This window comes from Nocardia citri, from assembly GCF_054065835.1.
In genome coordinates this window covers 12,259-36,756 of the sequence record NZ_JBSUQM010000004.1, presented here as the reverse complement: position 1 = coordinate 36,756, position 24,498 = coordinate 12,259, and the positions used below count along the sequence as shown (strand labels likewise).

Annotated in this window: 17 protein-coding genes; 5 read left to right on the top strand and 12 right to left on the bottom strand. The window is 66.5% G+C overall.

Translation table 11 applies throughout. The features are described 5' to 3' along the window. Window positions 1-948, bottom strand: coding sequence for an ABC transporter substrate-binding protein (locus ACW2Q0_RS08095; protein ID WP_457188291.1), 948 nt, complete (start codon window positions 946-948; stop codon window positions 1-3). Window positions 949-1,023: 75 nt separating this feature from the next. Here ACW2Q0_RS08095 and ACW2Q0_RS08090 point away from each other — a divergent pair, with 75 nt between their 5' ends. The 3 genes from ACW2Q0_RS08090 to ACW2Q0_RS08080 all read left to right on the top strand — a co-directional run bounded on the left by ACW2Q0_RS08090 (window position 1,024) and on the right by ACW2Q0_RS08080 (window position 4,536). Further along, the gene (locus ACW2Q0_RS08090; RefSeq protein WP_457187806.1) at window positions 1,024-2,058 is read left to right on the top strand and encodes a glycine betaine ABC transporter substrate-binding protein; all 1,035 of its coding nucleotides are present in this window, start codon (window positions 1,024-1,026) and stop codon (window positions 2,056-2,058) included. A gap of 219 nt (window positions 2,059-2,277) precedes the next feature. Further along, window positions 2,278-2,970: a PadR family transcriptional regulator gene (locus ACW2Q0_RS08085; RefSeq protein ID WP_457187804.1), complete on the top strand. Its 693-nt coding sequence runs from the start codon at window positions 2,278-2,280 to the stop codon at window positions 2,968-2,970. An 84-nt stretch (window positions 2,971-3,054) separates the two neighbouring features. Continuing rightward, the gene (locus ACW2Q0_RS08080) at window positions 3,055-4,536 is read left to right on the top strand and encodes a DHA2 family efflux MFS transporter permease subunit (RefSeq protein ID WP_457187802.1); all 1,482 of its coding nucleotides are present in this window, start codon (window positions 3,055-3,057) and stop codon (window positions 4,534-4,536) included. 91 nt (window positions 4,537-4,627) lie between these two features. Here the strand turns inward: ACW2Q0_RS08080 and ACW2Q0_RS08075 are convergent, their stop codons facing one another. From ACW2Q0_RS08075 to ACW2Q0_RS08025, 11 genes are all read right to left on the bottom strand, one after another. Next, entirely contained in the window at window positions 4,628-6,478 is a 1,851-nt protein-coding gene (locus ACW2Q0_RS08075) for a molybdopterin-dependent oxidoreductase (protein ID WP_457187800.1), read from the bottom strand. A gap of 286 nt (window positions 6,479-6,764) precedes the next feature. Continuing rightward, window positions 6,765-8,555 (bottom strand): AMP-dependent synthetase/ligase, encoded by a 1,791-nt coding sequence (locus ACW2Q0_RS08070; protein ID WP_457187798.1) that lies wholly within the window; start codon window positions 8,553-8,555, stop codon window positions 6,765-6,767. Between the two features lie 79 nt (window positions 8,556-8,634). After that, window positions 8,635-9,561 (bottom strand): alpha/beta hydrolase, encoded by a 927-nt coding sequence (locus ACW2Q0_RS08065; RefSeq protein ID WP_457187796.1) that lies wholly within the window; start codon window positions 9,559-9,561, stop codon window positions 8,635-8,637. Window positions 9,562-9,591: 30 nt separating this feature from the next. Beyond that, entirely contained in the window at window positions 9,592-10,446 is an 855-nt protein-coding gene (locus ACW2Q0_RS08060) for an SDR family NAD(P)-dependent oxidoreductase (protein ID WP_457187793.1), read from the bottom strand. Further along, window positions 10,443-10,799, bottom strand: a complete 357-nt coding sequence (locus tag ACW2Q0_RS08055; RefSeq protein ID WP_457187791.1) for a hypothetical protein — start codon at window positions 10,797-10,799, stop codon at window positions 10,443-10,445. Before ACW2Q0_RS08055 ends, ACW2Q0_RS08060 begins: the two co-directional genes overlap by 4 nt. 156 nt (window positions 10,800-10,955) lie before the next feature. Then, window positions 10,956-14,648 carry a multifunctional oxoglutarate decarboxylase/oxoglutarate dehydrogenase thiamine pyrophosphate-binding subunit/dihydrolipoyllysine-residue succinyltransferase subunit gene (locus ACW2Q0_RS08050; RefSeq protein WP_457187789.1) on the bottom strand — a complete coding sequence of 1,231 codons (3,693 nt, stop codon included), beginning with the start codon at window positions 14,646-14,648 and terminating at the stop codon, window positions 10,956-10,958. 165 nt (window positions 14,649-14,813) lie between these two features. Next, entirely contained in the window at window positions 14,814-18,560 is a 3,747-nt protein-coding gene (locus tag ACW2Q0_RS08045; RefSeq protein WP_457187787.1) for an ABC transporter ATP-binding protein, read from the bottom strand. Window positions 18,561-18,649: 89 nt separating this feature from the next. Continuing rightward, entirely contained in the window at window positions 18,650-19,432 is a 783-nt protein-coding gene (locus ACW2Q0_RS08040) for an ABC transporter permease (protein ID WP_457187785.1), read from the bottom strand. After that, on the bottom strand, window positions 19,429-20,403 hold the full coding sequence (locus ACW2Q0_RS08035) for an ABC transporter ATP-binding protein (RefSeq protein ID WP_457187783.1): 975 nt from the start codon (window positions 20,401-20,403) through the stop codon (window positions 19,429-19,431). Before ACW2Q0_RS08035 ends, ACW2Q0_RS08040 begins: the two co-directional genes overlap by 4 nt. Next, window positions 20,400-21,131 carry a hypothetical protein gene (locus ACW2Q0_RS08030; protein ID WP_457187781.1) on the bottom strand — a complete coding sequence of 244 codons (732 nt, stop codon included), beginning with the start codon at window positions 21,129-21,131 and terminating at the stop codon, window positions 20,400-20,402. Before ACW2Q0_RS08030 ends, ACW2Q0_RS08035 begins: the two co-directional genes overlap by 4 nt. A 112-nt stretch (window positions 21,132-21,243) precedes the next feature. Beyond that, a complete protein-coding gene (locus ACW2Q0_RS08025) occupies window positions 21,244-22,269 on the bottom strand; it encodes a glutathione S-transferase family protein (protein ID WP_457187779.1) in 1,026 nt (341 codons plus the stop codon). A 78-nt stretch (window positions 22,270-22,347) separates the two neighbouring features. On the opposite strand from ACW2Q0_RS08025, the gene ACW2Q0_RS08020 reads away from it, so the two are divergent. After that, window positions 22,348-23,142 carry an enoyl-CoA hydratase/isomerase family protein gene (locus tag ACW2Q0_RS08020; protein ID WP_457187777.1) on the top strand — a complete coding sequence of 265 codons (795 nt, stop codon included), beginning with the start codon at window positions 22,348-22,350 and terminating at the stop codon, window positions 23,140-23,142. A gap of 95 nt (window positions 23,143-23,237) precedes the next feature. Beyond that, the gene (locus ACW2Q0_RS08015; RefSeq protein ID WP_457187775.1) at window positions 23,238-24,497 is read left to right on the top strand and encodes a class I adenylate-forming enzyme family protein; all 1,260 of its coding nucleotides are present in this window, start codon (window positions 23,238-23,240) and stop codon (window positions 24,495-24,497) included. Window position 24,498: the final 1 nt, after the last annotated feature.

Here is a 24,498-nt window from a genome sequence, read left to right as displayed (position 1 = left end):
CTACCCGGTGGGCGTATTCAGCCCTTGGGCGGTTACCCATTGCTGTGCTGCGGCCTTGGGTTCGGTCTTGGTGCTGCCCGAGACCGCTTCGTTGAGCTTCAACAGTTCGTCGGTGGTCAGTTTCGCGGAGACCGCGTTGAGTGCGGCGAGTGCCTTATCGGTCTTTTTGGCGGAGTTGAACAGCGGCACCACATTCTGGGCGGGGAAGTTGTGTTTCGGATCCGCCAGCACCACGAGATTGTTCTGCGCGATAGCCGGGGAGGTGGTGAAGATATTGGCGGCGGTCACCGTGCCCTCGACCAGCGCGCGCACCGTCGCGGGCCCGCCGCCGTCGGCGATCGGCACGAAATTGTTCGCGGCGATATTCAGGTCGTAGTTCCGCTTCAGACCGGGTAGACCACCAGCGCGCTCCTGGAATTCCGCGGGCGCACCGAATTTCACCTCGGCCGAATGTGCGGCCAGATCGGCGATACTGTGTAGGTTCCAGCGCTCCGCGGTGGCCTTGGTGACCACGACCGCGTCCGAGTCCTGGCCCGGAGCCGGGGTGCCGGTGGCGAGATCGGTGCCCGAACCCGTGGAACCCAGTGCCTTGGTCAGCGCGGCGTCGATATCGGTGGAACTGGTCGCCGTGGCGTTCTTGTCCAGGTACTGCAGCAAGTTGCCGTTGTACTCCGGGATCACCGAGATCGCGCACTGCCGCAATGCCGGGATGTAGGCCTCGCGGCTACCGATATTGAGTTTGGTGTCGACAGTGAATCCGTTGACGCGCAACACTTCCGCGTAGATATTCGCGACCGTCTCGGACTCCGGGAAGTTCGCCGAGCCGACGGTCAGCCCGTCGCCCTCGCAATTGCCCTTGGCCGCAAGCGGATCGGAGTTACCACAGGCGGACAGGATCATGGCGGCGGCCAGCGCTGCGGCGGCGACGAGAATACGGGCGGCGCGCAGCGTCAGCTGCAGCGCGAACCGCCCGCGCCGCGCGGCATCGGGGTTGATCGTGGTTTTCACTGGAGTCCTTCCGGCATGACGAGCGATGCGAGCAGCCGTCGACGCACGGCCACCCGGTACATTCTGGTTGTTCATATTGCCCGCTGCATGCAGTTCCTGTTCACTACCGAAGGTTGGTGTCGCCGGATGGGGTTGGCCGCGTCGAGGCGGATGCTGGCACGGATCGCGATCGTCGTGGCCGTCGGGCTGGCGATTTCCTGTGGAAGTGACGATTCGGGCCCGACGATAGCGGTCGGTGCGGGCGATTCGATGGAATCGAATCTGCTTGCGCAAATTTATGCGGGCGCGCTGGCGCGGACCGGTGCGCGCACCTCGGTCACCGCCGATCTCGGCAATCGCGCGGACTATCTGGCGGCGCTGGACGCGGGCACCGTGACGGTGGTCGGTGAACACAGTGGTGAACTGCTCGCCTTTCTGAACAGCGGGGCACAGGCCCGCACGCCGGAGGTGACCACCGATGTCGCGGACAAGTCCGCACCGGTCCGGCTGTCGGTGACCGAGGAATTGAACCGGTCGCTGCCCGAGGGACTCGCCGTCTCCGATCCGGCCGACGGCACGGATATGCGAGCCCGGGTCTTGCTGACCGAAGCCGCAGGCAAGGACGTGCGGTCGATCGGCACGCTGGTACCGCGGTGTAGCGAAATCCAGGCCGGGGTGGCACCGGTGCCCGCAGTGCTGCAGACAGCGGCGCCCGTGCGCATTGCCGGGTGCGACTTCGCCGGTACCAGGCGCTATTCCGATGCGGCGGCGCTGCGAAAGGCATTGCTGGACGGCGAAATCCAGGCCGGAGTCCTGACCGGGCCGCCCGCGCTGGTCGCCGGTGCGACCGACGGGCTGACTGTCCTCTCCGACAACGACTACGCGGTTCGGGCCGAGAATGTGCTCGCGGTGTACCGCAAGGGTCTGCTCGACGATCGGCAGATCCGGAAGCTGAACTACGTCGCGGGTGAGCTCACGACCGATGAGCTGGCGCAGATGATCCGCAAGGTCCGCGAAGGTGCCGTCGCCGCCGAGGTGGCACGCACTTGGTTGGACCATCATGCGCTCTAGAAAGTCCCTCGTCACGACGGCCCGAGCGATGCGCTCGGGCCGTTTGGCTATGCCGCCGATCACAATTCCGGTCGATACCGCGGTCTTGTCGCCGATTGCTCCGCGCCGTATATTCCATCCGGAGTATTTGATGCGGAGCATGTACGGTGGTCGCGACTACCGTACGTGCTCCGGGATTCGATCTCGCGTCCGCGAGCGTTATGCAGGAGGTGACCGAAATTGGGGCAGCACGCGCGCCCACCGGTGACGCCATTGGCGATCGCTGTGCTCGCGCTGCTCGAAGAGCGGCCCATGCATCCCTACGAGGCGTATCAGCTGCTTATCACCCGCCGGCAGGACATGCTGGTGAAGGTGCGGCCGGGCTCGCTCTATCACACGGTGACGCGGTTGGCCGACCAGGGATTGGTGCGAGCCGACAGGGTCGACCGAGACGGGAATCGGCCGGAGCGCACGACCTACCGGATCACCGAAAGCGGCCGGGAGACATTGCGTTCCCGAATCGCCGAGATACTGCGGAATCCCGGGCGGGATTACCCGGTGTTCCCGGTTGCGCTCGCCGAGGCACACAACCTGCCCGCGCCGCAAGTGCTCGCGCTACTGCGCGAGCGGGTCGAGCGGCTGGCGCAAGACCTCGCCGATGTCGACATGATGAGCCAGTGGGCGGGTGCGCGCGCCGTGCCGCGTCGCTACTGGATCGTGCTCCAGTATCTGCATGCCACGATCGCGGCCGAGATCGCCTGGGTCGAAAACCTGATCTGCGAAGTGGACAGCGGCGCGATGGAGTGGGACGAATTCGACCCCGCTACCAGCGTCCGCGTCACCGATCATCAGCACCCGTGGTCCGACCGAGAAAGTTCCGAACAACCCCCGGTACCGCGCCGCTGGAGCCAGACCAGCGCGTCGCCGCCGTGATGTGTATCGGTGCGCGCAGCATCCGATTCGAGTCTTTGCCGTCCTTGTCACCCGGGACAGACATCCGAGATAGGAACCACCTTCATGACCACTCAACGCAATCCGTGGCTGGCGCTGTTCGCGCTGGTCGTCGGCTTCTTCATGATCCTGCTGGATATGACCGTCGTCGCGGTCGCCAATCCGGCGATCATGAAGGATCTGCAGGCCGACATTTCCCAGGTCATCTGGGTGACCAGCGCGTATTTGCTGACCTATGCGGTGCCGCTGTTGGTCACCGGCCGGCTCGGTGATCGTTACGGGCCCAAGAACCTCTACCTGATCGGTCTGGCCGTCTTCACCGCCACGTCGCTGTGGTGCGGTCTATCCGGATCGATCGCCATGCTGATCGCCGCGCGGGCCGCCCAGGGTCTCGGCGCGGCGCTGATGACACCGCAGACCATGGCGGTGATCACCAGGACCTTCCCGCCGGACAAGCGCGGTGCGGCCATGGGTGTGTGGGGTGGTGTCGCCGGTCTCGCCACGCTGGTCGGCCCGATCCTCGGTGGTGTGCTGGTCGATGGGCTCGGCTGGGAGTGGATCTTCATCGTCAATATTCCGGTCGGTATCGTCGCCTTCGCGCTCGCGCTCTGGCTGGTTCCGGCACTGCCGACGAATGCGCACAAGTTCGACATTCCGGGTGTGGTGCTCAGCGGTATCGGCCTGTCCCTGCTGGTTTTCGGTATCCAGGAAGGCAATACCTACGACTGGTCGGCGCGTATCTGGCTGATGATCGGCGCGGGCGTCGTCGTGCTCGCGGTATTCCTGGTGAACCAGTCGCGCAATACCGGTGAGCCGCTGCTGCCGTTGGGGCTGTTCCGTGATCGCAACTTCGCGCTGTCGAATGTGGCCATCGCGGCCATGGGTGCCGCGATCACCTCGATGATGGTGCCGGGGTACTTCTACCTGCAAGCGGTGCGGGAGATGTCACCGACCAGGTCCGCCCTGGTATTCGCGCCGATGGCGATCGTTACCGGCATCTTCGCGCCGATCATCGGCAAGATCTCCGACAGGCTGCACCCGCGCATCGTGCCGACCATCGGATTCATCGGATTCTCGGCCTCGGTCTTCTGGTTCGCGGCCGTGATGACGCCGCATTCCTCGCTGGTGTGGTTCATGCTCGCGGGCGCGCTGGCCGGTATCGCCAATGCCTGCATCTGGGCGCCATTGTCTTCCACCGCCACACACAATCTGCCGATCCAGCAGGCCGGTGCCGGCGCGGGTGTCTACAACACCACCCGCCAGGTGGGGTCGGTACTCGGCAGCGCCGCGATCAGCGCTTTGGTCGCGGGCCGCATAAGCGCGAACGGCCTCGGCGGCGGAAAGGTCACCGAAGCCGGTGCAGGCCGAGGTCCCCTCCCCGAATTCGTCAAGGACGCCTTCAGCACCGCCCTCAGCCAGGCCATCCTGCTCCCCGCGGGCATCCTCCTGATCGGCGTAATCGCCTCGGCACTCTTCATCCGCCACGGCCGACCCGCCGCCGCCGGCACGAAGACCGACCTGGCCAAGGCCGACACCGTCGGCGTCTGAGTCGTCGAGTGATTTGCGCCCCGCGGGCCGGTCGGTCCGCGGGGCGCACGCGCAGGTCTATCTCATTGGCGCGCGGTCGAAGTGATATGGCTCAGCCGACGGTGACCGTGGTGCTGGGGTAGCCGGTGGCGCCGTCGGGAACTACCGGGGCGCTGGCTTCGGTTTGGGTTTCGCCGGTGCCGTCGGTGGCGCGGGCGCGGATGGTGTGCGGGCCGGGGGTGGCGTTCCAGTCGTAGACCCATTGGCGCCAGGTATCGATGGATTGTTCGGTGGACAGTCGGGCGGGTCGCCATGGGCCGTCGTCGATTTGGACTTCGACGGCTCGGATACCGCGGTGCTGGGCCCAGGCGACACCGGCGATGGCGATGCTGCCCGCTCGCAGTTTGGCGCGGGCGCGCGGGGTGTCGATGCGGGCACCGGTTTTGACGGGACCGTAGGCGGACCAGCCGCGTCGGGTCCAGTAGGCGGTGGCACGGTCGAAGCGGGTGATCTCCAGTTCGGTCACCCATTTGGTGGCGGAGACGTATCCGTAGAGGCCGGGGACGACCAGTCGGGCCGGATAGCCGTGTGCGACCGGAAGCGGTTCGCCATTCATGCCGACGGCGAGCAGCGCGTCGCGGCCGTCGGTGAGTACGGCCAGCGGGCTGCCCGCGGTGAAACCGTCGATGCTGTGCGACAGCACCATATCGGCATCCGGATGCGGGCCGGCCTCGGCGAGCAGTTCGTCGAGGCGGTAGCCGCGCCAGCGAGCATTGCCGATCAGATCGCCGCCGACCGGATTCGATACACACGCCAGTGTCACCAGGGTTTCAACCGGTGTTCGCTTGGCGAGATCGCCCCAGCTGAGCTGGATTTCGTGATCCACCATCCCGTGGATCCGCAAGGACCAATCGTCAACCGATACCTGCGGCACGATCAGCGCGGTATCGATGCGATAGAAGTCGCTATTGGACGTCAGATACGGCGTCAGCCCGGGCAATTTCAAATCCGCATCCGGTGCGAGCGAAACCGCCGGTCCACTCGGCTCCGGCAACTGGATCGCCGCGCGCTCACCGGAAACATCCCGCCGCCGCATCCCGATCAGCCGCCCACCCACGCCACCGAGCAATGCCAGCCCACCCGTAATCGCGATGCCCCGCAGCACCTGTCGCCGCTGCGGCCGGGCAACAGGGTCTACCGCCGCATGTGCGGGTTCCTTCTCGGCTGCCGGTGCGGTCGCGGCCGGCCGATTCGCTGAGTCGGCTTCGGCGGCAACGGCTTTCGATATGGCGGACTGTCCTGAGGCGGGGTCCGGGCGCTGCGGCCGCCCCGTTGCTTCGTCGCCGGATGCGGTGCTCGCGGAGCCGGGAGTGGGCACGGCCGGTGCCGACGTATCCGCGTCGCCCTCGGTGGCAACGGGTTTCGGCGTTTTTGACCTGCCTGAGCTCGGTTCCGGGGCTTGCGGCCGACTCGTTGTGTCGCCGCTGGCTGCGGCTTGCGGTCCAGCACTCGCTCGAGCGGGAGTATGCGCGGCGGCCGCTGCGTTGTCGATGCGGTCGGTCAAAGCGCGCAGGGCGTAGCTGCCTGCGGCGACGCCGATTATGGTGGGCCAGGCGGCGGCGAATCCGATGCGGCCGATGGCGATGGCCGCGGTGAGCAGGCCCAGGGCGGCCAGGAGCCAGGATCCGCGCGGGCGGTCTGTTCGTTCGATGGCGCCGATGAATCCGGCGACCAGCACGGCCACGAGTGCCATGCAGGCGAACAACAGGGTCTTGTCATTGGTGCCGACGGTTTGGATGACCCATTCACGCAGGCCGTCCGGGGTGTGATCGATGACGGTCGAGCCGAGGGCATTCGGGGGTGTGGTGCCGGGGCCGGTGAAGGCGGCGACGAGTTCGGCGACGCCGAGTGCCAGGCCGGCGGCGGCGATGCCCGCCGCCACCCGAAAGCGCAGTTCAGCCATGGTCCGAGCGTACTGCGGGGTGCGGTCGGGGAGTATGACCATTCGGTGACGTGAGCGTCGGTCCGCGGGGTGGCCGCAGCGTTCGGATGAGCAGCAGCGACGGCGCGGATGTGCGGTGATCGAGGGCTTCGTCGAACGGCTCGAACCGCGCGAGTTCGCCAGGTACGTCCGCAGTGAGTGTGACCTCCGGTCTCAGCGGCACTCGATTCCGCGCAATCCCGCTCGAACCAGATGAAATGCGAAGGCGCCGCCCGCAATTCGCGGACGGCGCCGCGCACAACCAGTGTCAGTTGTAGATCTTCTCCACTTCGGACGCGTACTGCTTCATCACCACGGCCCGCTTCAGCGACATCTTCGGCGTCAGCTCACCGGTCTCCTGCGTCCAGTCGACGGGCAGGATGCGGATCTTCTTGATCGCCTCGGCATGCGAGACCTTTTTATTGGTGTCGGCGACCGCGGCATTGATCTCCGCGACCAGCGCGGGATTCTCGATCACCTGCTCGATGGGGGTGTCGGCACGCAGGTTGTTGCGTTCCTTCCAACCCGGCAGCGCTTCGGGATCGAGGGTGATCAGCGCGCCGATGAATGGCTGTCCGTCGCCGACCACCATGACCTGGCTGATCAGCGGGTGGGCCCGCAGCGAATCCTCCATCAGCCCCGGGGAGACGTTCTTGCCGCCCGCGGTGACGATGATTTCCTTCTTGCGGCCGGTAATGGTGACGTACCCGTCGCCATCTATGGCGCCCAAGTCGCCGGTCTTGAACCAGCCGTCGGTGAACGCGTCCTCGGTGGCCTCGGCATTGCCCCAGTAACCGTTGAAGACCACCGATCCGCGCACCAGCAGTTCGCCGTCTTCGGCGATCTTCGCCGCATGCCCCTCGATCGGCTTGCCGACGGTGCCGATACGAATATTGCCGGGGGTGTTCACGGTGATGGCCGCGGCGGTCTCGGTGAGGCCGTAGCCCTCGTAGACGGTGACGCCGACGCCGCGGAAGAAGTGGCCCAGGCGCGCACCGAGCGGTCCGCCGCCGGAGACCGCGGCCTCACACTGACCGCCGAGCGCGACCCGCAGCTTGCTGTAGACGAGCTTGTCGAACACCGTGTGCTTGACTTTTAGCATCAGGCCGAGCCGACCGCTGTCGAGCGCCTGACTGTAGGCGATGGCGGTTTCGGCGGCCACGTCGAAGATCTTGCCTTTACCGCCGTCGTGCGCCTTCTGCTTGGCGCTGTTGAACACCTTCTCGAATACGCGCGGCACCGCGAGGATGAAGTGCGGGCGGTAGCTGCCGAACTGTTCGACCAGAGTGGACCAGTCGGCGGTGAACGCGATGATCACCTTGGCGTCGAACGCGGCCAGCGTGACAGCACGTGCGAAGACGTGCGCCAGCGGCAGGAACATCAGTGTCTTCTTGCCCTCGACGACGTACCGCTGCAGTGCGATCCGGCCGGACTTCGACTCCGCGTACAGATTCGAATGCGAGAGCATGACGCCCTTGGGGCGGCCGGTGGTGCCCGAGGTGTAGATCAGGGTGGCGGGGGACTTGGCATTGACCTCGGCGCGGCGCGCGTGCACGACCGCGTCGTCGAGTTCGGCACCGCGCTCGATCAGAGCGTCGACGGCGCCCTTATCGATCTGCAGCGTCTCCTCGAGATCCGCGAGCGCGCCCGCCTCGATCTCGTCGATGACCTTGCGGTGCTTATCGCTGTCGAGCACCAGCAGCTTGGTGGCGGAGTCCTGCAGGATCCACTTGGCCTGTTCGGCGGCCGAGCTGTCGTAGATGGCGACCGTGCAACCACCGGCGGCCCAGACGGCGAAATCGAGCAACACCCACTCGTAGCGCGTGGGGGCCATGATGGCGACGCGATCGCCGAGCTCGAGACCGGAAGCGATGAGGCCCTTGGCCACATCGGTGACCGCTCTGGCGAATTCCGCGGCCCTGATATCCCGCCAACCACCACCGTCGGTGACGTTGAACAGCACCGCGCCGGGCGATTGCTCGGCGTACCGGAAGACGTTATCGGAATTGTTCGCGTCCTCCGGGATGGTGTAGGAAGCCGGGACTTCGAACTCTCGCATCAGTGCCCTTCCACGTGGTTTACTCGCCAGTAATTTACGACACTTGTGACCCGTACGTCAGCTGGGCCTGTTCACAGATCTATCCTAGGTCGCGCAGCGAGACCGGCTGGAACGCTTCTCGCAGGAAATCGGCCAGTTCGGTCAGTGCCGCGGCGGCGGGGCCGACGAGCGCGGCCTGCAGTTGCGCGACGTGCCATAGCCCCTTGCTCTCGGTAAGCCGCGCGCGCACGCCCGCGGCCCGCAGAGCCGTCACGAATTCGACGCACTGCGTATGCAGCAGTTCGCTGACATCGACCTGTACATATGTCGGGGGCAAACCCCGCAGTTCACCGTGCAGCGGTGTGTAGCCGGTGTCCTCGGCGTCCCCGTCGCCGAGATAGGCCGCGGCGCACGCGCGCGACCACGGTCGGTTGAGCACCAGATCGCGGAACTTGTCCGGGACCTGATTCGGATCCACCCACGGCGCGATCAGGCCGAGCGCGGCCGGGGTGTAGCCGTGTTCGGCGATGAGCCGCTGCGCGGTGGCCAGCGATAGTCCGCCCCCTGCCGAATCACCCGACAGCGCAATCTGTTCGGGGCGGTAGCCGATATTTCCGACCAGCTCCAGGAAGGCCGATTCGGCGTCTGCCAGCGCGGCCGGGAACGGGTGTTCCGGTGCCAGTCGGTAGTCGAGAACATAGACAGCGCAACCGATTTCGTGAGCCAGCCGGGCGGCCAGCGAACGGTGCGTCGCAACTGATCCGACCGCATAACCGCCGCCGTGCAGGTAGAGCACGGCGCCGGCATTCGGGTTCGGCCTGTCCGGGCCCGCGGTGATCCGCTCGGCGGGGCGGCTGCCGAGCCGGAGTTGGTGCACGGTCGTGCCCGACGGCAGGAACTGTGCGCGCGAACCGATATCGAGCAGCAGCCGCTGCAGCCGCCAAGGCAGCCGTGCGTTCAGCGTGACCCGGAAGATCGGACTCAGCAGCGTCCGCGCGACGGGTACCGGAATATTGATGTCACGCATGGGTTTTCCTCGACTTCGCGCGTCGGTGGCTCAGGATAGGAAAGGACGGTTGACCGTGGCGGCGATGCGCTGATATCCGGAGGCGGTGACCCGCACGAACAGGTCGAGCAGCTTGGCCTCCCAGCCGATCAGCACGCGGCCGTGTCCCTTGCGGACGCCCTCGGTAATGGTCTGCGCGGCCATTTCCGGTGTGTGAATGGCCAGTTTCTTGTCGAACAGCGATGCGGCACGCGCGCTGTCGATGCCCGCGGCATAGGTGGCGTTGCGGGCGACGGCGGTCTTGATACCGCCGGGATGTACACACGTCACCTTGACTGGATGTTTACCGGCGAACATCTCCTGACGCAGTGCTTCGGTGAAGCCGCGCACCGCGAATTTAGCTGCGTTATAAGCACTCTGGCCGGGTACCGCGATGAGGCCGAACAGGCTGGAGACATTGACGACGTGGCCATCGCCGGATTCGATCAGCAGCGGCAGGAAGGCCTTGGTGCCGTTGACGACGCCCCAGAAGTCGACGTCCATGATGCGCTCGATATCTTTGAACTCCGAGCGGATCACCTCGCCGTGGTAGGCGATGCCCGCGTTGTTGTAGATCTGGTGCACCTTGCCGAAGTGCGCCTTGACGGCGTCGGCGTACAGCAGCACCGCCTCGCGTTCGGTCACATTCAGCCGATCGGATTTGATCTCGGCCCCGTACGCTTCACAGCGGCGCACGGTTTCGGCCAAGCCGTCGGTATCGATATCGGAGAGTGCGAGTTTGGCGCCGCGCCTGGCCAGGTTCTCCGCGAGCGCGCGGCCGATCCCGGAACCGGCCCCGGTGATCACGCAGACCTTATCTTTGAAGTAAGCATCATTGCGCCCACCCCTTCGCGGCGATGTATTCACTGTGCCACCACTTTCGGATCGTTTCGGGAGGATTCGACGGTCGTCGTTTCATACACGGCGATATCGAAATTCTCGGTGAGTCCGCGGAATGCGAAGGTGGAGTCCGGCCACAACGTGGTGTTGTTACCGTGCTTGTCCGGACGCCGGCTGGCGCAGCCGCCGGCATTCCGCACGCTCTTCACCATTTTGCCGATGATGATCGTCTCGACCTGGCGGGCCGGCCGGTTGCCGACAGCTTTGTCTGTAACCTTGTGACGCATGTAATCCAGACTACGACGCTGTTGAGCATGAGTCACCTCGGACCGCGCTTGATCATCCCGATTCTGACGCACACCAGGTACCTTCTCGGGCACGACTGAAAGATCCTGGCCGGAAACCGGCGAGCCCCCACTTTCGCTCAAACTCGCAGATTGTACCGGGCATTCGCGGGCGATGTCGACCAACAACAACGCCGGGCCGAATCACTCTCTCGGAGAGCGGATTCGGCCCGGCGTTGGGTCAGGGGAAAACTACGCGGTCGGTTCGAAGGCCTCGGCCACGATTTCGGCTTGCTCCACGGCGTGCACCTTCGACGAACCCGAAGAAGGAGCCGACATGGCGCGGCGGGAGATGCGGCGCAGCTTCGTGAACCGCTCCGGGAGGAGTTCCGGCAGGTTCAGGCCGAAGAAGGGCCAGGCGCCCTGGTTGGCCGGTTCCTCCTGGACCCAGGCGATATCGGTCGCATTCGGGTAGCCGGCCAGTGCCTCGTTGAGGCGGAACTTCGGCAGCGGGTAGAGCTGCTCGATGCGGACGATGGCGACGTCTTCGCGCTTCTGCTTGGCCTTTTCGGCGACCAGCTCGTAGTAGAGCTTACCGCTGGTGAGCAGGACGCGCTTGACCTTGTTGCGGTCGCCGATGCCCTGTTCGTAAGTGGGCTCGTCGAAGACCGAGCGGAACTTCGATTCGGTGAAGTCCTTCAGGTCCGAGACCACGGCCTTATTGCGCAGCATCGACTTCGGCGTGAAGACGATCAGCGGGCGGCGGATGCCGTCGAGCGCATGGCGGCGCAGCAGGTGGAAGTAATTCGCCGGGGTGGACGGCACCGCGACCGTCATCGAGCCCTCGGCGCACAGCTGCAGAAAGCGCTCGATGCGACCGGAGGTGTGGTCCGGGCCCTGACCCTCGTGACCGTGCGGCAGCAGCAGCACGACCTCCGAGAGCTGACCCCACTTGGCCTCACCGGAGGAGATGAACTCATCGATGATGGACTGCGCGCCGTTGACGAAGTCACCGAACTGCGCCTCCCACAACACAAGTGCGTCCGGGTTGCCCAGCGAGTAGCCGTATTCGAAGCCGACGGCGGCGTATTCGCTCAGCGCCGAGTCGTGCACCGCGAACCAACCCGGAGTGCTGCTGCCGATGTTGTGCAGCGGGGTGTATTCGTCGGCGGTTTTGCGATCGATGATCACCGCGTGCCGCTGGGTGAAGGTACCGCGACGCGAGTCTTGACCGGTCAGACGCACCGCGCGACCCTCATCGATCAGCGTGCCGAAGGCGAGCAACTCGGCGAAGGCCCAGTCGACCTTGCCCTCGTAGGCCATTTCGCGGCGCTTCTCCAGCACCGGCTTTACGCGCGGGTGCACGCTGAAGCCGTCCGGCACATTGAGGAATGCGTCGCCGATGCGCTGCAGCACCGTCTTGTCGACGGCGGTGAGAATCGTGGTCGGCACCTGCTGGTCGTCCTCGACCGATTCGCTGGGCTCCGGGACGTACTTCTCCAGCTCGCGAACCTCGTTGAACACCCGCTCCAGCTGACCCTGGTAGTCACGCAGCGCGTCCTCGGCCTCTTTGAGCGAGATATCGCCGCGGCCGATCAGGCTCTCGGTGTAGGCCTTGCGCACCGAGCGCTTGGTGTCGATGACGTCGTACATGTACGGCTGGGTCATCGACGGGTCGTCGCCCTCGTTATGGCCGCGACGCCGGTAGCAGATCATGTCGATCACGACGTCCTTGCGGAACTTCTGGCGGAAGTCCACCGCCAGCCGCGCCACCCAGTCGCAGGCCTCCGGATCGTCACCGTTCACGTGGAAGATCGGCGCGCCGATGAACTTCGCGATATCGGTGGAGTATTCGGTGGAGCGGCTGTTCTCCGGTGCGGTGGTGAAGCCGATCTGGTTGTTCACCACGATGTGGATGGTGCCGCCGACGCGGTAACCGCGCAGCCCCGACAGGTTCAACGTCTCCGCGACGACACCCTGACCCGCGAACGCGGCGTCACCGTGCAGCATCAGCGGCATGACGGAGAACCCCTCCGGCCCGTCGCCCTTGTCCAAAAGGTCTTGCTTCGCGCGCACCAGACCCTCGAGCACCGGGTCTACCGCCTCGAGGTGGGAGGGGTTGGCGGTCAGCGAAACCTCGATCTCGTTGTCGCCGAACATCTGCAGATAGGTGCCGCGCGCGCCGAGGTGGTACTTCACATCGCCGGAGCCGTGGGTGGCCGCCGGGTTCATATTGCCCTCGAACTCGGTGAAGATCTTCGAGTACGGCTTGCCGACGATATTGGCGAGCACATTGAGGCGACCGCGGTGCGGCATACCGATGACGACCTCGTCGAGCGAATGCTCGGCGCACTGGTCGATGGTGGCGTCCATCATCGGGATGACGGCCTCGGCGCCCTCGAGCGAGAAGCGCTTCTGACCAACGTATTTGGTCTGCAGGAAGGTTTCGAAGGCCTCCGCCGCATTCAACCGGTTCAGGATGTATTTCTGTTGCGCGACAGTCGGTTTGACGTGCTTCTGCTCGACCCGCTCCTGAATCCACTGCAGCTGTTCGGTTTCCAGGATGTGGGTGTACTCCACACCGACGTGGCGGCAGTAGGCATCGCGCAGCACCGAGAGCACATCGCGCAGCTTCATCCGCTCCTGGCCGTGGAAACCCGCGACATCGAAGGTGCGGTCCAGGTCCCAGAGGGTGAGGCCGTGCTGGGTGACATCCAGGTCCGGGTGGCTGCGGAACTTGTCCTTGACCAGGCGCAGCGGATCGGTGTCGGCCATCAGGTGGCCGCGGTTGCGGTAGGCCGCGATCATCTCGAGCACGCGAGTGCTCTTGTCGACGCCGCGTTCCTTGACGTCCTTGCGCCAGCGCACCGGCTCGTACGGCACGCCGAGGCCGTGGAAGATCTCGTCGTAGAACTCGTCGCTGATCAGCAGGGTGTGGATGGTCCGCAGGAAGTCGCCGGATTCCGCGCCCTGGATGATGCGGTGGTCGTAGGTCGAGGTCAGGGTCATCAGCTTGCCGATGCCGAGTTCGTTGATGCGCTCGTCGCTCATGCCCTGGAATTCGGCCGGGTACTCCATCGCGCCCGCGCCGATGATGGCGCCCTGGCCCGGCATCAGCCGCGGCACCGAGTGCACGGTGCCGATGGTGCCCGGGTTGGTGAGCGAGATGGTGACACCGGTGAAGTCGTCGATGCCGAGCTTGCCGTCGCGGGCGCGGCGCACGATGTCCTCATAGGCGGTGTGGAACTGCCCGAAGGTCATGGTCTCGCAGCCCTTGATGGCCGCGACGACCAGCGAGCGGCTGCCGTCCTTACCCTGCAGGTCGATGGCGAGGCCGAGGTTGGTGTGCGCGGGAGTGACGGCGTTCGGCTTGCCGTCGATTTCGGCGAAGTGCCGGTTCAGATTCGGGAACGACTTGACCGCCTGCACGATCGCGTAGCCGAGTAGGTGGGTGAAGGAGATCTTGCCGCCGCGGGTGCGGGCCAGGTGGTTGTTGATCACCAGGCGGTTGTCGATCATCAGCTTCGCCGGAATGGCGCGCACGCTGGTCGCGGTCGGGATCGCCAGCGAAGCGGACATGTTCTTGACCACGGCGGCGGCCGGGCCGCGCAGGATCTTCGCCTCGTCGGTCGCGGTATCGGCCGGCTTCGGCGCGCCGGAGGTGGGCGCGGCATTCGAGGTCGGCGCGGGCGTCGTCTGCGGTGCGCGGGAGGTAGGCTTCGCGGGCGCGGGAGGCTTGGGTGCGGCGGGCGCGGGCGCCGCCGGGGCGGGCGCCGCTGCGGCCGGGGCGGCGTTCACCGGCGCGGGGGCGGGCGCCGGGTTGGCCACCTGCGCGGGCGCGGCGCTGTTACCAGTATCACCCGCGACTTCGGGCGTGTAATCGGCGAGGAACTCATGCCAACTTTCATCGACGGAGGATGGATCCTGTTTGTATTTTTGATACATCTCATCGACTAACCACTGGTTCTGTCCGAACTGGGAAGTTGAGCTTCTCACAGCAGGTGTTCGCCTCATTTCGTTCTTCGCGCTGCGACGTTTGTGACGTGCTCGGCACCGGTATCAGTGGATGCGCGCCGATGCGCCCTCTCTGAGGATAGGCCCAGCAGCAAATCAGTGGACCGACCGACCACCGGACAACCCCGATCCCAATGATGACGACCCGTCCTCACTCGAGAATATTCCCCCCGTTTCGCTGGCCGCCGCCCAGAGTTGGGCATAGCGGCCTCCGGCCGCCAGCAGCTCGTCGTGCGGCCCTATTTCGGCGATTCGTCCACTCTCGACGACCGCGATTCGATCGGCTCGCGCGGCGGTGCCCAGCCGGTGCGCCACCACGACGGTGGTCCGGCCGCGAGTCAGCGATCGGCTTGCCACCAGGACCGACGCCTCGGTCTCCGGATCGAGGGTGGCGGTGGCCTCGTCGAGTAGCAATAGATCCGGGTGGACGAGTTGGGCTCTGGCGAGTGCGATCAGTTGGCGTTGTCCGGCCGAGAGTCCGCGGCCGCGCTCACCGATCGGATGACGCATGCCCTGCGGTAGCGCGGCGATCATGTCGGCGGCACCGACGGCGGTGGCGGCCGCCGCGATCTCCGCTTCGGTCGCGCAAGGTTTCCCGAATGCGATGTTGCTGGCGACGTCGCCGGTAAAGAGGTGAGCTTCCTGGGGGACGATGCCGAGCCGGGCGCGATAGTCGGTGAGGCGGTAATCGCGGATGTCGACGCCGTCGACCGCGATCGCACCCGGGTCGTCGCCGCGGGGCAGGTCGTAGAGACGGGCCAGCAACTTGACGATGGTCGACTTGCCCGCGCCCGTCGGTCCGACCAAGGCCAGTGTGGATCCGGCGGGGATCCGCAGCGACACTCCGTCGAGCGCGGGCTTATCGGTGCTCGGATAGCGGAATCGGATGTCGTCGAGGACGACTTCGCCGCGCAATCCGTTGTCGATCGCGATCGCGTCCGGTGGATCGGCGGCGATCGAGGACGGGGTGCCCAGCAGGTCGCCGATGCGGCGCAGGCCGACGCGAGCCTGCTGGTAGCCGTCGAAAACCTGGGACAACTGCAGGATCGGGCCGAAGAGCAGCTGCAGGTAGAGCACGAAGGCGATGAGTGTGCCCGCGGTCGTCGCATCATCGGCGACCTCACGTGCGCCGAAGTACACGACCGCGGCCAACGCCAGATCCGCCCACGCGATGACGCTTGCGAAGTACATGGCGATCGCCCGCTGGGCGCGCATCCGGCTGACCCGGTAGCGATCGGAGTATTCGGCGAAACGGCGGGCGGCGACCGGCTCGTGCCGGTTGGCCTGGACGGCGCGCAGTCCGGCGACATTCTCTTGGAAATCGGCGTTGACGGTCGAGACGTGTTCGCGCGAGACGGTGTACGCGGTGGACGAGACGCGGCGGAACAACGCCGTGGCCACCAGCAGCGGCGGCAATGCGATCAGCACCACGGCGGCCAGCGAGACATCGATGACCAGCAAGGCGACCGCGATACCGACCAGGGTGAGTACGCCGATCAGGGTGCCCGCGACGCCGGTTTGCAGGAAGGTCGACAGGGCGTCAACGTCGGTGGTCATGCGGGTCATGATGCGACCGGACAGCTCGCGCTCGTAGTAGTCCAAGCCCAGCCGCTGCAGATGGGCGTAGCTGCGCACGCGCAGGCCGTAGAGGACGCGTTCGCCGGTGCGGGCAGTGAGTACGGTGCTCGACGCGCCGACCGCGAATCCGAGTACCACCAGGACCGCGCCGAGCCCGCCCGCCCGGGCCAGTGCGGTCGAGTCGTGGTCGCTGACACCGGAATCGATGGCATAGCGCACGATCGGTGGGAAGGCGACGCCGATGAGGGTGTCCAGCGCGAGCAGGGCGATGACGGTCAGAAGCAACCAGCGCACCGGGCGTAGCAGGCGAGGGAGTCGGAATTCGGGATCCGGTTGACGCAGTTGTTCGTCGTCCACGCCAGGTTGTTCGGTTGCCGGTGGCAGACGTTCGATGGTGCGGCGCAATTCGGGGGTTTCGCTGAGATCGGCCGCCGCGCTGGAGAATCCGCCCGGCCGGCTGGTGGGTGCTGTGGCGCGGCGGAAACCGGTAGTGGTGGCCCCGGGGCCACGTGCGGTGGTGTGCCCGAGACCGGCTGTCTCGGGGGCAGCGACGACCAGGGCGGATTCCTCGGCCGCGAAGGATACCGGGCCGGGGAGCCGGATCACCCGATCCGCGTGGGCCAGTGTGGATTCCCGATGCGCCAGGATCAGTGTGGTACGTCCGCCCGCATCGGGCAGTTTGTCGAAGATGGCCGCCTCGGTCACCGCATCGACCGCGGAGGTCGCGTCGTCGAGCACGAGAATCCGTGGCCGCGCCAATAGTGTTCGGGCCAAGGCTATTCGCTGCCGCTGCCCGCCGGACAGCGTCAATCCGCGTTCGCCGACCACGGTGTCGTAGCCGTCGGGAAGTTCGGTGATGAACTCGTCGGCGGCGGCAAGCTTTGCGGCATAGCGGATTTCGGCATCGGTTGCCGCCGGACGGCCGAGCGCGATATTCGCGGCGATGGTGGCGCTGAACAGGAACGGGTCGTCGAACACCACCCCGACGGCGCTGCGGAGATCGGACGCGCGCAGGTCGGCGATATCGACAGCGCCGTTGTCGGCGAATTCCGAAGTGGTGGTCGGGGCTCCGAACAGACCGATGGTGCCGGAATCCGGGGCGTAGAAGCGGGGAAGAAGCAGTGCCAGCGTCGACTTGCCCGAGCCCGCGGGCCCGATGATGGCGACGGTTTCGCCCGGCTGCACGGTCAGGTCGAGATCGCGCAGGATGGGCTGGTCGGGGTCGAATCCAAAAGTCAGGGAATCGATGTCGATGCCCAGCGGCCCATCGGGGAGTTCCGCCGGAGCGGGCGGGTCGGCGATTTCCGGTGCGGCATCGATGACCTGGTAGACGCGCTCGGCGGCGGCCCTGGTCAGCTGGGCCATGATCACCACCGACGACATGGTTCGGGTGGTGATTGTCATCGTGGTGACATAGGCGGAGAAAGCGAGGAAGGTGCCGATACCGATCGCGCCGTGCAAGGCGAGCAGTCCGCCGACAACGATCACCGCGACCAGCCCGGCCTGCGGAATCGTGGTCACCACGGGTGCGAAGCGGGCATTGATCACGGCGGCGCGCATGCGCTCGGCATAGAGGACGCGTCCGTGCTGCTCCAGCACGCGCACCATCCGAGCCTCCTGGCCGAAGCCCTTGACCACCCGCACGCCGGTGACGGTCTCTTCGACATGCTGTGCCACCTCGGCGGCGCGCTGCTGTGCCGACCACGTCGCCGCGTACAGGCGCGGCCGCATCCGGTACACCAGCGCCGCGATTGCCGGGACAACCAGCAGTGCGACGGCGGCCAGCGGCGGCGACAGCCACATCATGACCGCGGCGGCCAACAGGAACTCCAGCAATGCCAACCCGGACAGCGGGGTCATCGCCAACAGGCCCTGCACCAACTGCAGATCCGTGATCGAACGTGACACCACCTGTCCGGTGCGCAGCGCGTCCTGCCCGACACCGTCCAGTCGTTGCAGCGAGGCGAGCAGGCGGATACGCAGCGCGTGCTGCACATCGAGGGATAGCCGTCCGGCCAATATGCGGCGCCCGAACGCCGCCCAGAAACGGCCGAATGCCACCAGGACGAGCAGGGCCGCGATGGTGCCGATGACGGAGGTGTCACCGACTCCGGCCGCATCGACCGCCCGCTTGGTGAGCAGCGGCGCCGAGATCTCGACCAGTGCTCCGGCGGCCAACGCGATCGCGATGCCCGTGACCGTTCCCGGGTGGTTGCGGCACTCGGTCCACAGCCTGCGCATCCAACCCATATCGCGCTCGGTCATTTCCGCTGCTCACCCCGTATTGTCGTCCTGATATCGAACGGTAATGACACGCGCCGCACCGGTATTTGTTCCCTGCGGCCGGGGTCGGATCAGATATCGCGGGTGCGCAGCAACCACCAGGCCGCGCCCCCGGCGGCGATCGTCCAGAGGATGAGGACCACCAGGGCGGCGGGGGTGGGGGCGAGGAAGTCACTGTCCTTGAAGGAACCGACGGCGACGGTGCTGATGGTGGCGGAGCCGGGCAGGACGGTGACCACCCCGGCGAAGCCGATGGCCTTGGCGACGACCCAGATCAACGGTTCGATGATCACCAGCCAGCCGAGCATCGCCACGACCGCGGTGGTGGAGCCGCGTAGCAGCAATCCTAGACCGGCGCCGATCACGGACCAGCAGACCGCGGCGAGCAGGCCGCCGCCGAGGACAGCGAGTAAGTGCAGCCCGAAGGCGAATTTGCCGCGGCCGAAACCGAGCAGGCAGGCGAAGGCGATGAGTTCGACGACGAAGGTCGCCACCAGCGCGAAGCCCGCGGTGGCGAGGAACTTCGCGGCGGCGAGACGGTCTCGGTCGGCGGTGAACAGGGCGGTGGATGACATTGTCGCGTAACGGTATTCGGCACCGGCACCGGTCGCGCCGAAAGCGCCGGCCAGCACGATCGCGGCCGCTAGACCGATATATAGCCCGATGGTCGCGGTGCCCGTTGCCGGATTGGATTTCGGATCGGCGGGTCCGGCGAGCAGTGCGCTCAGCATGCTCGCGACGACGGCTATCGCGGGGATGAGGGCGGCGAGGATTCGGCTGGCGCGCAGCGTGGTGACCTTGCGGACCTCGGAGTTGACGGCCGGAACAAGCTCCGGTGGCAGAACGGTGATCATCGTGGAATCCCGTTGGGGTTCGGTTGGTACGGTGCGATCCCGGCGTAGGGGGCGGGCTGGGGCGGGCGGGCCGGTTTGAGCAATGAAGCGAGTACGCGGTCCGGATGGATCTGGTCGGCGGTGATGTGGTCCACGCGCACACCGGCTGCTGCCGCCGCCGCGCGGATCTGCGTTTCGGTCGCCTCGGCAACGGCTAGGCGACCGTCGGGACGGATCACCGCATCGGTGAAGCCCTGTGCGGCCAACATGGTCGCGAGCGCGATCGGTGTCGAGGCGGCGACGACCAGACGATCGGGGTGGCCGCGCCGAAGTCGGGCAGGCGTGCCCTGATACACCACCGAACCCTCGCTCACGACAATGACGTTGTCCGCCATCGGAATCACGTTCGCCAGGCTCTGGCTGGACAGCAGGGCCGAACCGCCGCGGCGGGCGTGCCGCCGTAGGAAGTCCGCCAGCCAGGCGCGTTCGGCCGCATCGAGACCGGCCAAGGGCTCGTCCAGAATCAGTAGCTGCGGATCGCCGAGCAACGCGGTCGCCAGGGCCAGCCGGGTCTGTGATCCGTCCGACAGTTCGCCCGCCCGTGTCGTCGCGAATTCGCCGAGGCCGACCAGCTGGATCACCTCGGCGACTCGTGCGTCCTCGACTCCTGCGGCCGCCGCATAGACCAGCAGATGATCCCGGGCGCTGCGTGCCGGATGCAGCCCACGCGGCTGCGACATGCCGCCGACGACCACCGCGGATCCGTCGCGCCGCCGGGAGCCCGGCCCGCCGACCGCGGCGGTTCCGGAGGTCGGCTGGAGCAGACCGAGCAGGATCCGCAGAATCGTGGTCTTACCCGCGCCCGCCGGACCCACCAGGGCGGCGGTGGTCCCGGACGGCACGGTGAAGCTCACGTTTTCGACCGCGGTGACCAGGTCGTAGCGCTTGGTCAGGCCGCGGACAGCGAAGGCGAGCGGTCGGCCCGCGCTCATCGTGGCGTGGTCGGGGGTTGCGGCTTGGCCGGATCCAGGGCGGGCAGCGGATCGGAGTCGATGACCAGCTGCCGATCGGCGGGCCAGGTCACCGGCGCGGGGCCGAATGCCTTGTGCGCGTTGTTGATCGTGGTCTTACCGAGCGCCCGGTTGCCGACGCCGCCGATCACCGCGCCGATACCGGCGGGCACCACCTTGCCCGCCATCAATGCGGCCCGCTTGGTGATGAAGCGGATGATGAACCGCTTGAGCAGCGAATCGTTCATGCTCGCCAGGCCCGGAATCCTATTGGCGAACAGCGTGCCCCAGTTCTTCGCCGAATGACCGACCGTCTTCTCGACGATCTCCATCCCGCTCTCACCGAGCACGACCGCCAGCACCAGCGCCCGACGCGTCTCTTTGTCCTCGGGGGCGATGTCGTGCACGGCCGCGACAGCCAGTGTGAATACCGCGGACGCCTCCATGAAGAAGGTGGTCTCGGCACCGACCGCCGCGAGCGCCGCGATGGTACCGACCCCCGGCACCGCGGCCGTCGCGCCGACCGCACCGCCGCTGCTGGTGACCGCGAGCAGGTACTGATTCGCCAGCCGCTCGATGATCTGCGCGGGACTCTCCGACGGATGCGAACGGCGCACCCGGTCCACGTACTTGGCGACCGCGGGCGCCTGCAGGCGGGACCCGGTATCGAGTAGCTGGACCACCGTCTTCTCGAACGTGCCCTTGAACACGGCGATATCCTCCTGTTCCGCCCGTACGCAACGACCTTATTGCAACGACTACCGTCAACTCGTCATGACAACGATGTGGCCGGCCGGCCGGGTTCCCGGTGTGGCGGTTCGATCACGCCGGTTCGCCCAGCACAGGCACCGTTTCCGTGGGCGGCGGTGGCGGCGGCGGGGTGCCGTCGCCGAATGGTCTGCCGCCCAGCGCTTCTCGGCCGTGCGGGGTCAGCCAGTCGGCCAGCTCCGGCCCCTTGGGCACGATCTGGGTCGGGTTGATATCGGCGTGCACCACGTAGTAGTGCGCCTTGATCTGGTCGAAATCGACGGTGTCACCGAATCCGGGTGTCTGGTAGAGATCGCGGGCATAGGCCCAGAGCACCGGCATTTCGGTCAGCTTGGAGCGGTTGGTCTTGAAATGGCCGTGATAGACCGGATCGAAGCGGACCAGTGTGGTGAACAGCCGTACATCGGCCTCGGTAATGGTGTCGCCCACCAGGTAGCGCTGGGTGGTGAGGCGTTCTGAGAGCTGATCCAACCGGGCGAAGAGTCGATCGTAGGCCGCCTCGTACGCGTCCTGCGTGCCGGCGAATCCGCACCGGTAGACGCCGTTGTTGACATCCCGGAAGACGGCCAGGTTCAGCTCGTCGATCTCGGCGCGCAGCTCCTGCGGATACAGCCGCGGCGCGCCGGGGCGATGGAATGCGGTCCATTCGGTGGCGAAGTCGAGGGTGATCTGCGCGTAGTCGTTGGTCACCACCTGTCCGGTCGGGACGTCCACGACCGCGGGCACCGTGATGCCGCGCGGATAGTCCGGGAATCGCGCGAGGTAGGCATCACGTAACCGGGGAATGCCGAGCACCGGATCCACCCCGCCGGGATCCAGATCGAAGGTCCAGCTCAGCCTGTCGTGCGTCGGCCCGCACAACCCGAGCGATATGACATCTTCGAGCCCCAGCAACCTGCGCACGATCAGCGTGCGGTTGGCCCACGGACAGGCCCGCGCCGCGACCAGCCGATACCGGCCCGCTTCGACGGGATACCCGTCGCGGCCATCGGCAGTAACGCGTGTGGTGATGTAATTCGTATCCCGCTTGAACTCACCGGCTTCGACGTAGGAGCCGTTTTCCGATACCGCCTTGGTCACTCGCCTAGTCTGGCAGATCTACGCCCCGGAGATGGCAACCGGCGGAGCCGACGGAGTGGGTGAGCCTAGTCTTGCCGAATGAGCGATACGAAGGCCACCAGGCTGATCCGGGAAACCACCGACGGCGGCGCCGAGGTCGCGACCCTCACCCTGGCCAATCCGCCGCTGAATCTGTTCGACCAGTCGATGTTCGACGCGCTCATCGAGGATCTCGCCGAGCTATCGGTCGACCCGCCGCGCGCGGTGCTGCTGCGGGCCGAGGGCAAGCTGGTCTCGGGCGGCGTCGACGTGCACGTCTTCGATGGCTTGACGGTCGAGCAGGGCGCCCAGCTGTGGCGCACCCAGTTCGCGCAGATCATCCATCCGCTGGAGGCGCTGCCGTGTCCCGTGGTCTTCGCCGCGCACGGCCTCACCCTGACCGCCGCCTTCGAAATGGCCCTGGCCTGCGACATCATCTTGGCCGCACCGAGGGCGAAATTCGGTCTCGTGGAGACGGTCGTCGGCCTGACGCCGTCGATGGGTGGTCCACAGCGACTGGCCGAGCGTGCCGGCTCGGGCCGCGCCCGCGAATTCGTGATGACCGGTGACCTTTACGATGCCGCGACCATGGCCGAATGGGGCGTGGTCAACGCCATCCACGACGATGTCGACGCCGCCGCAAGGGAATTGACCAATCGGCTGGCCCAGGGCCCGACCCTGGCGCATGCCGCGACCAAACAGATCATCGAGGCGTGGCGCTCCGGCGGTGTCGCGCACGCGGACTCGGTGACCCCGCAGGTGTCCGGTGCGCTGTTCGACACCGCGGATCTGCGCGGCGCGGTGCGCAGCTTCCTGGAGGTCGGACCGGGAAAGGCGACCTACACCGGTCGATGACGGCCCTGACGCGTTCCACGCCTATCCCAGCGAAAGTGTGACTCGCGTCATATAGTCGCAGTAGCCTGCAGGCTCGAGGCGCGTGCGGAGGACCCATGTCGCAGTTTTTGGTCGAGTATCCACTCAACCGTCCGCGTGCTTGCGATGCGCCGCTGGCCCGCGGCGCCGATGGCGTGCTGCGCTACGGCAACCTCACCCCCGCGCTGACCGAGCTACTGGATCTGCAGGTGCACGCCTTCTCGACCAGGGAAGCAGTGGTGGAGATAGGCGGCCCTCGGCTGAGTTACCGGGAACTGTGGCACTGCGCATCCCGCATCGCGGGGGGCCTGCAGGAGCACGGCATCGGCTATGGCGACCGGGTCGCCATCCACCTGCCGACGGGCGTGCGCTGGGTACAGGCCTTCCTCGGGGCGCTGCTCAGCGGCGCGGTTCCGGTTCTGGTGTACGACGGTCTGCCCGCTGCGGTGGCCGAGCGGGTGATCGCCGACAGCAGTACCGATTTCGTGCTCGGCGGCGCCAGCGACGAACTGCCCGACGGCGCCGCCTTCATCGATGATGGTGCGGCCCTGAATGATCTGGCACTGCTCTGCTACACCAGTGGCACCGGACCCTGTCCGGCCAATCCCACCGTCGCGCCCAAGGGTGTCGAACTGACCAACGAAAATCTGCTCTCGGCAATCCGTTCCGTCGTCGCGGCGCTGGATCTACCGACCGATGGGCTGCGCAATCTGGTGCTGTTACCGCTGGCGCATGCGAGTGGCTGCGTGGACCAACTGCTGCCGACCTTCGCGGTCGGCGGCACCGTCGTCCTCGCGTCGGATAGTCGCAGTCTCGCGGAAACCATTGTCTCCGAACGGATCGATATGGTTTCCGCGACACCGCGCATCTTCGCTCGCCTGCTGCCCGAACTCGCGGCGCTGCGAACCGACGGACTGCGTACCGAGGGCATCGTCCGGGTCAGCAATGCGGGCCATCGGGCCGAACGTGCCGCCGACCCCGCGGATCTGACCGCCACCCTGCGCAACATATTCCCGGCCGCGCGACAGTGGTCGGTCTGGGGAGCGACCGAAACCAGTGGCATCGGCCTGGTCGTCGACGACGACACCGATACCGCGTCCGGCGCGGATCCGGTGCTCGGATTTCCCTTCGGCGGTACCGAATTGGCGCTGTGGGGGCCGCGGGCGCAGATAGGATACGGCGAATTGCTGTGTCGTGGACCGAATGTCACCCAGCGCTACTGGAACGATCCGGAGACCACCGCGGATCGCTTCACCGGAAGTTGGTTTCACACCGGCGATCAGGTCAGTATCGCTGCCGATGGTCTGGTGCGACGGGAGCGGGCGCAGGCGGGGTGAC

Coding starts and splice junctions, on each gene's coding strand:
- ACW2Q0_RS08015 (WP_457187775.1), top strand. CDS start 23,238: ATGTCGCAGTTTTTGGTCGAGTATCCACTCAACCGTCCGCGTGCTTGC.
- ACW2Q0_RS08090 (WP_457187806.1), top strand. CDS start 1,024: ATGACGAGCGATGCGAGCAGCCGTCGACGCACGGCCACCCGGTACATT.
- ACW2Q0_RS08040 (WP_457187785.1), bottom strand. CDS start 19,432: ATGATCACCGTTCTGCCACCGGAGCTTGTTCCGGCCGTCAACTCCGAG.
- ACW2Q0_RS08065 (WP_457187796.1), bottom strand. CDS start 9,561: ATGCGTGACATCAATATTCCGGTACCCGTCGCGCGGACGCTGCTGAGT.
- ACW2Q0_RS08020 (WP_457187777.1), top strand. CDS start 22,348: ATGAGCGATACGAAGGCCACCAGGCTGATCCGGGAAACCACCGACGGC.
- ACW2Q0_RS08035 (WP_457187783.1), bottom strand. CDS start 20,403: ATGAGCGCGGGCCGACCGCTCGCCTTCGCTGTCCGCGGCCTGACCAAG.
- ACW2Q0_RS08075 (WP_457187800.1), bottom strand. CDS start 6,478: ATGGCTGAACTGCGCTTTCGGGTGGCGGCGGGCATCGCCGCCGCCGGC.
- ACW2Q0_RS08070 (WP_457187798.1), bottom strand. CDS start 8,555: ATGCGAGAGTTCGAAGTCCCGGCTTCCTACACCATCCCGGAGGACGCG.
- ACW2Q0_RS08080 (WP_457187802.1), top strand. CDS start 3,055: ATGACCACTCAACGCAATCCGTGGCTGGCGCTGTTCGCGCTGGTCGTC.
- ACW2Q0_RS08045 (WP_457187787.1), bottom strand. CDS start 18,560: ATGACCGAGCGCGATATGGGTTGGATGCGCAGGCTGTGGACCGAGTGC.
- ACW2Q0_RS08050 (WP_457187789.1), bottom strand. CDS start 14,648: ATGTATCAAAAATACAAACAGGATCCATCCTCCGTCGATGAAAGTTGG.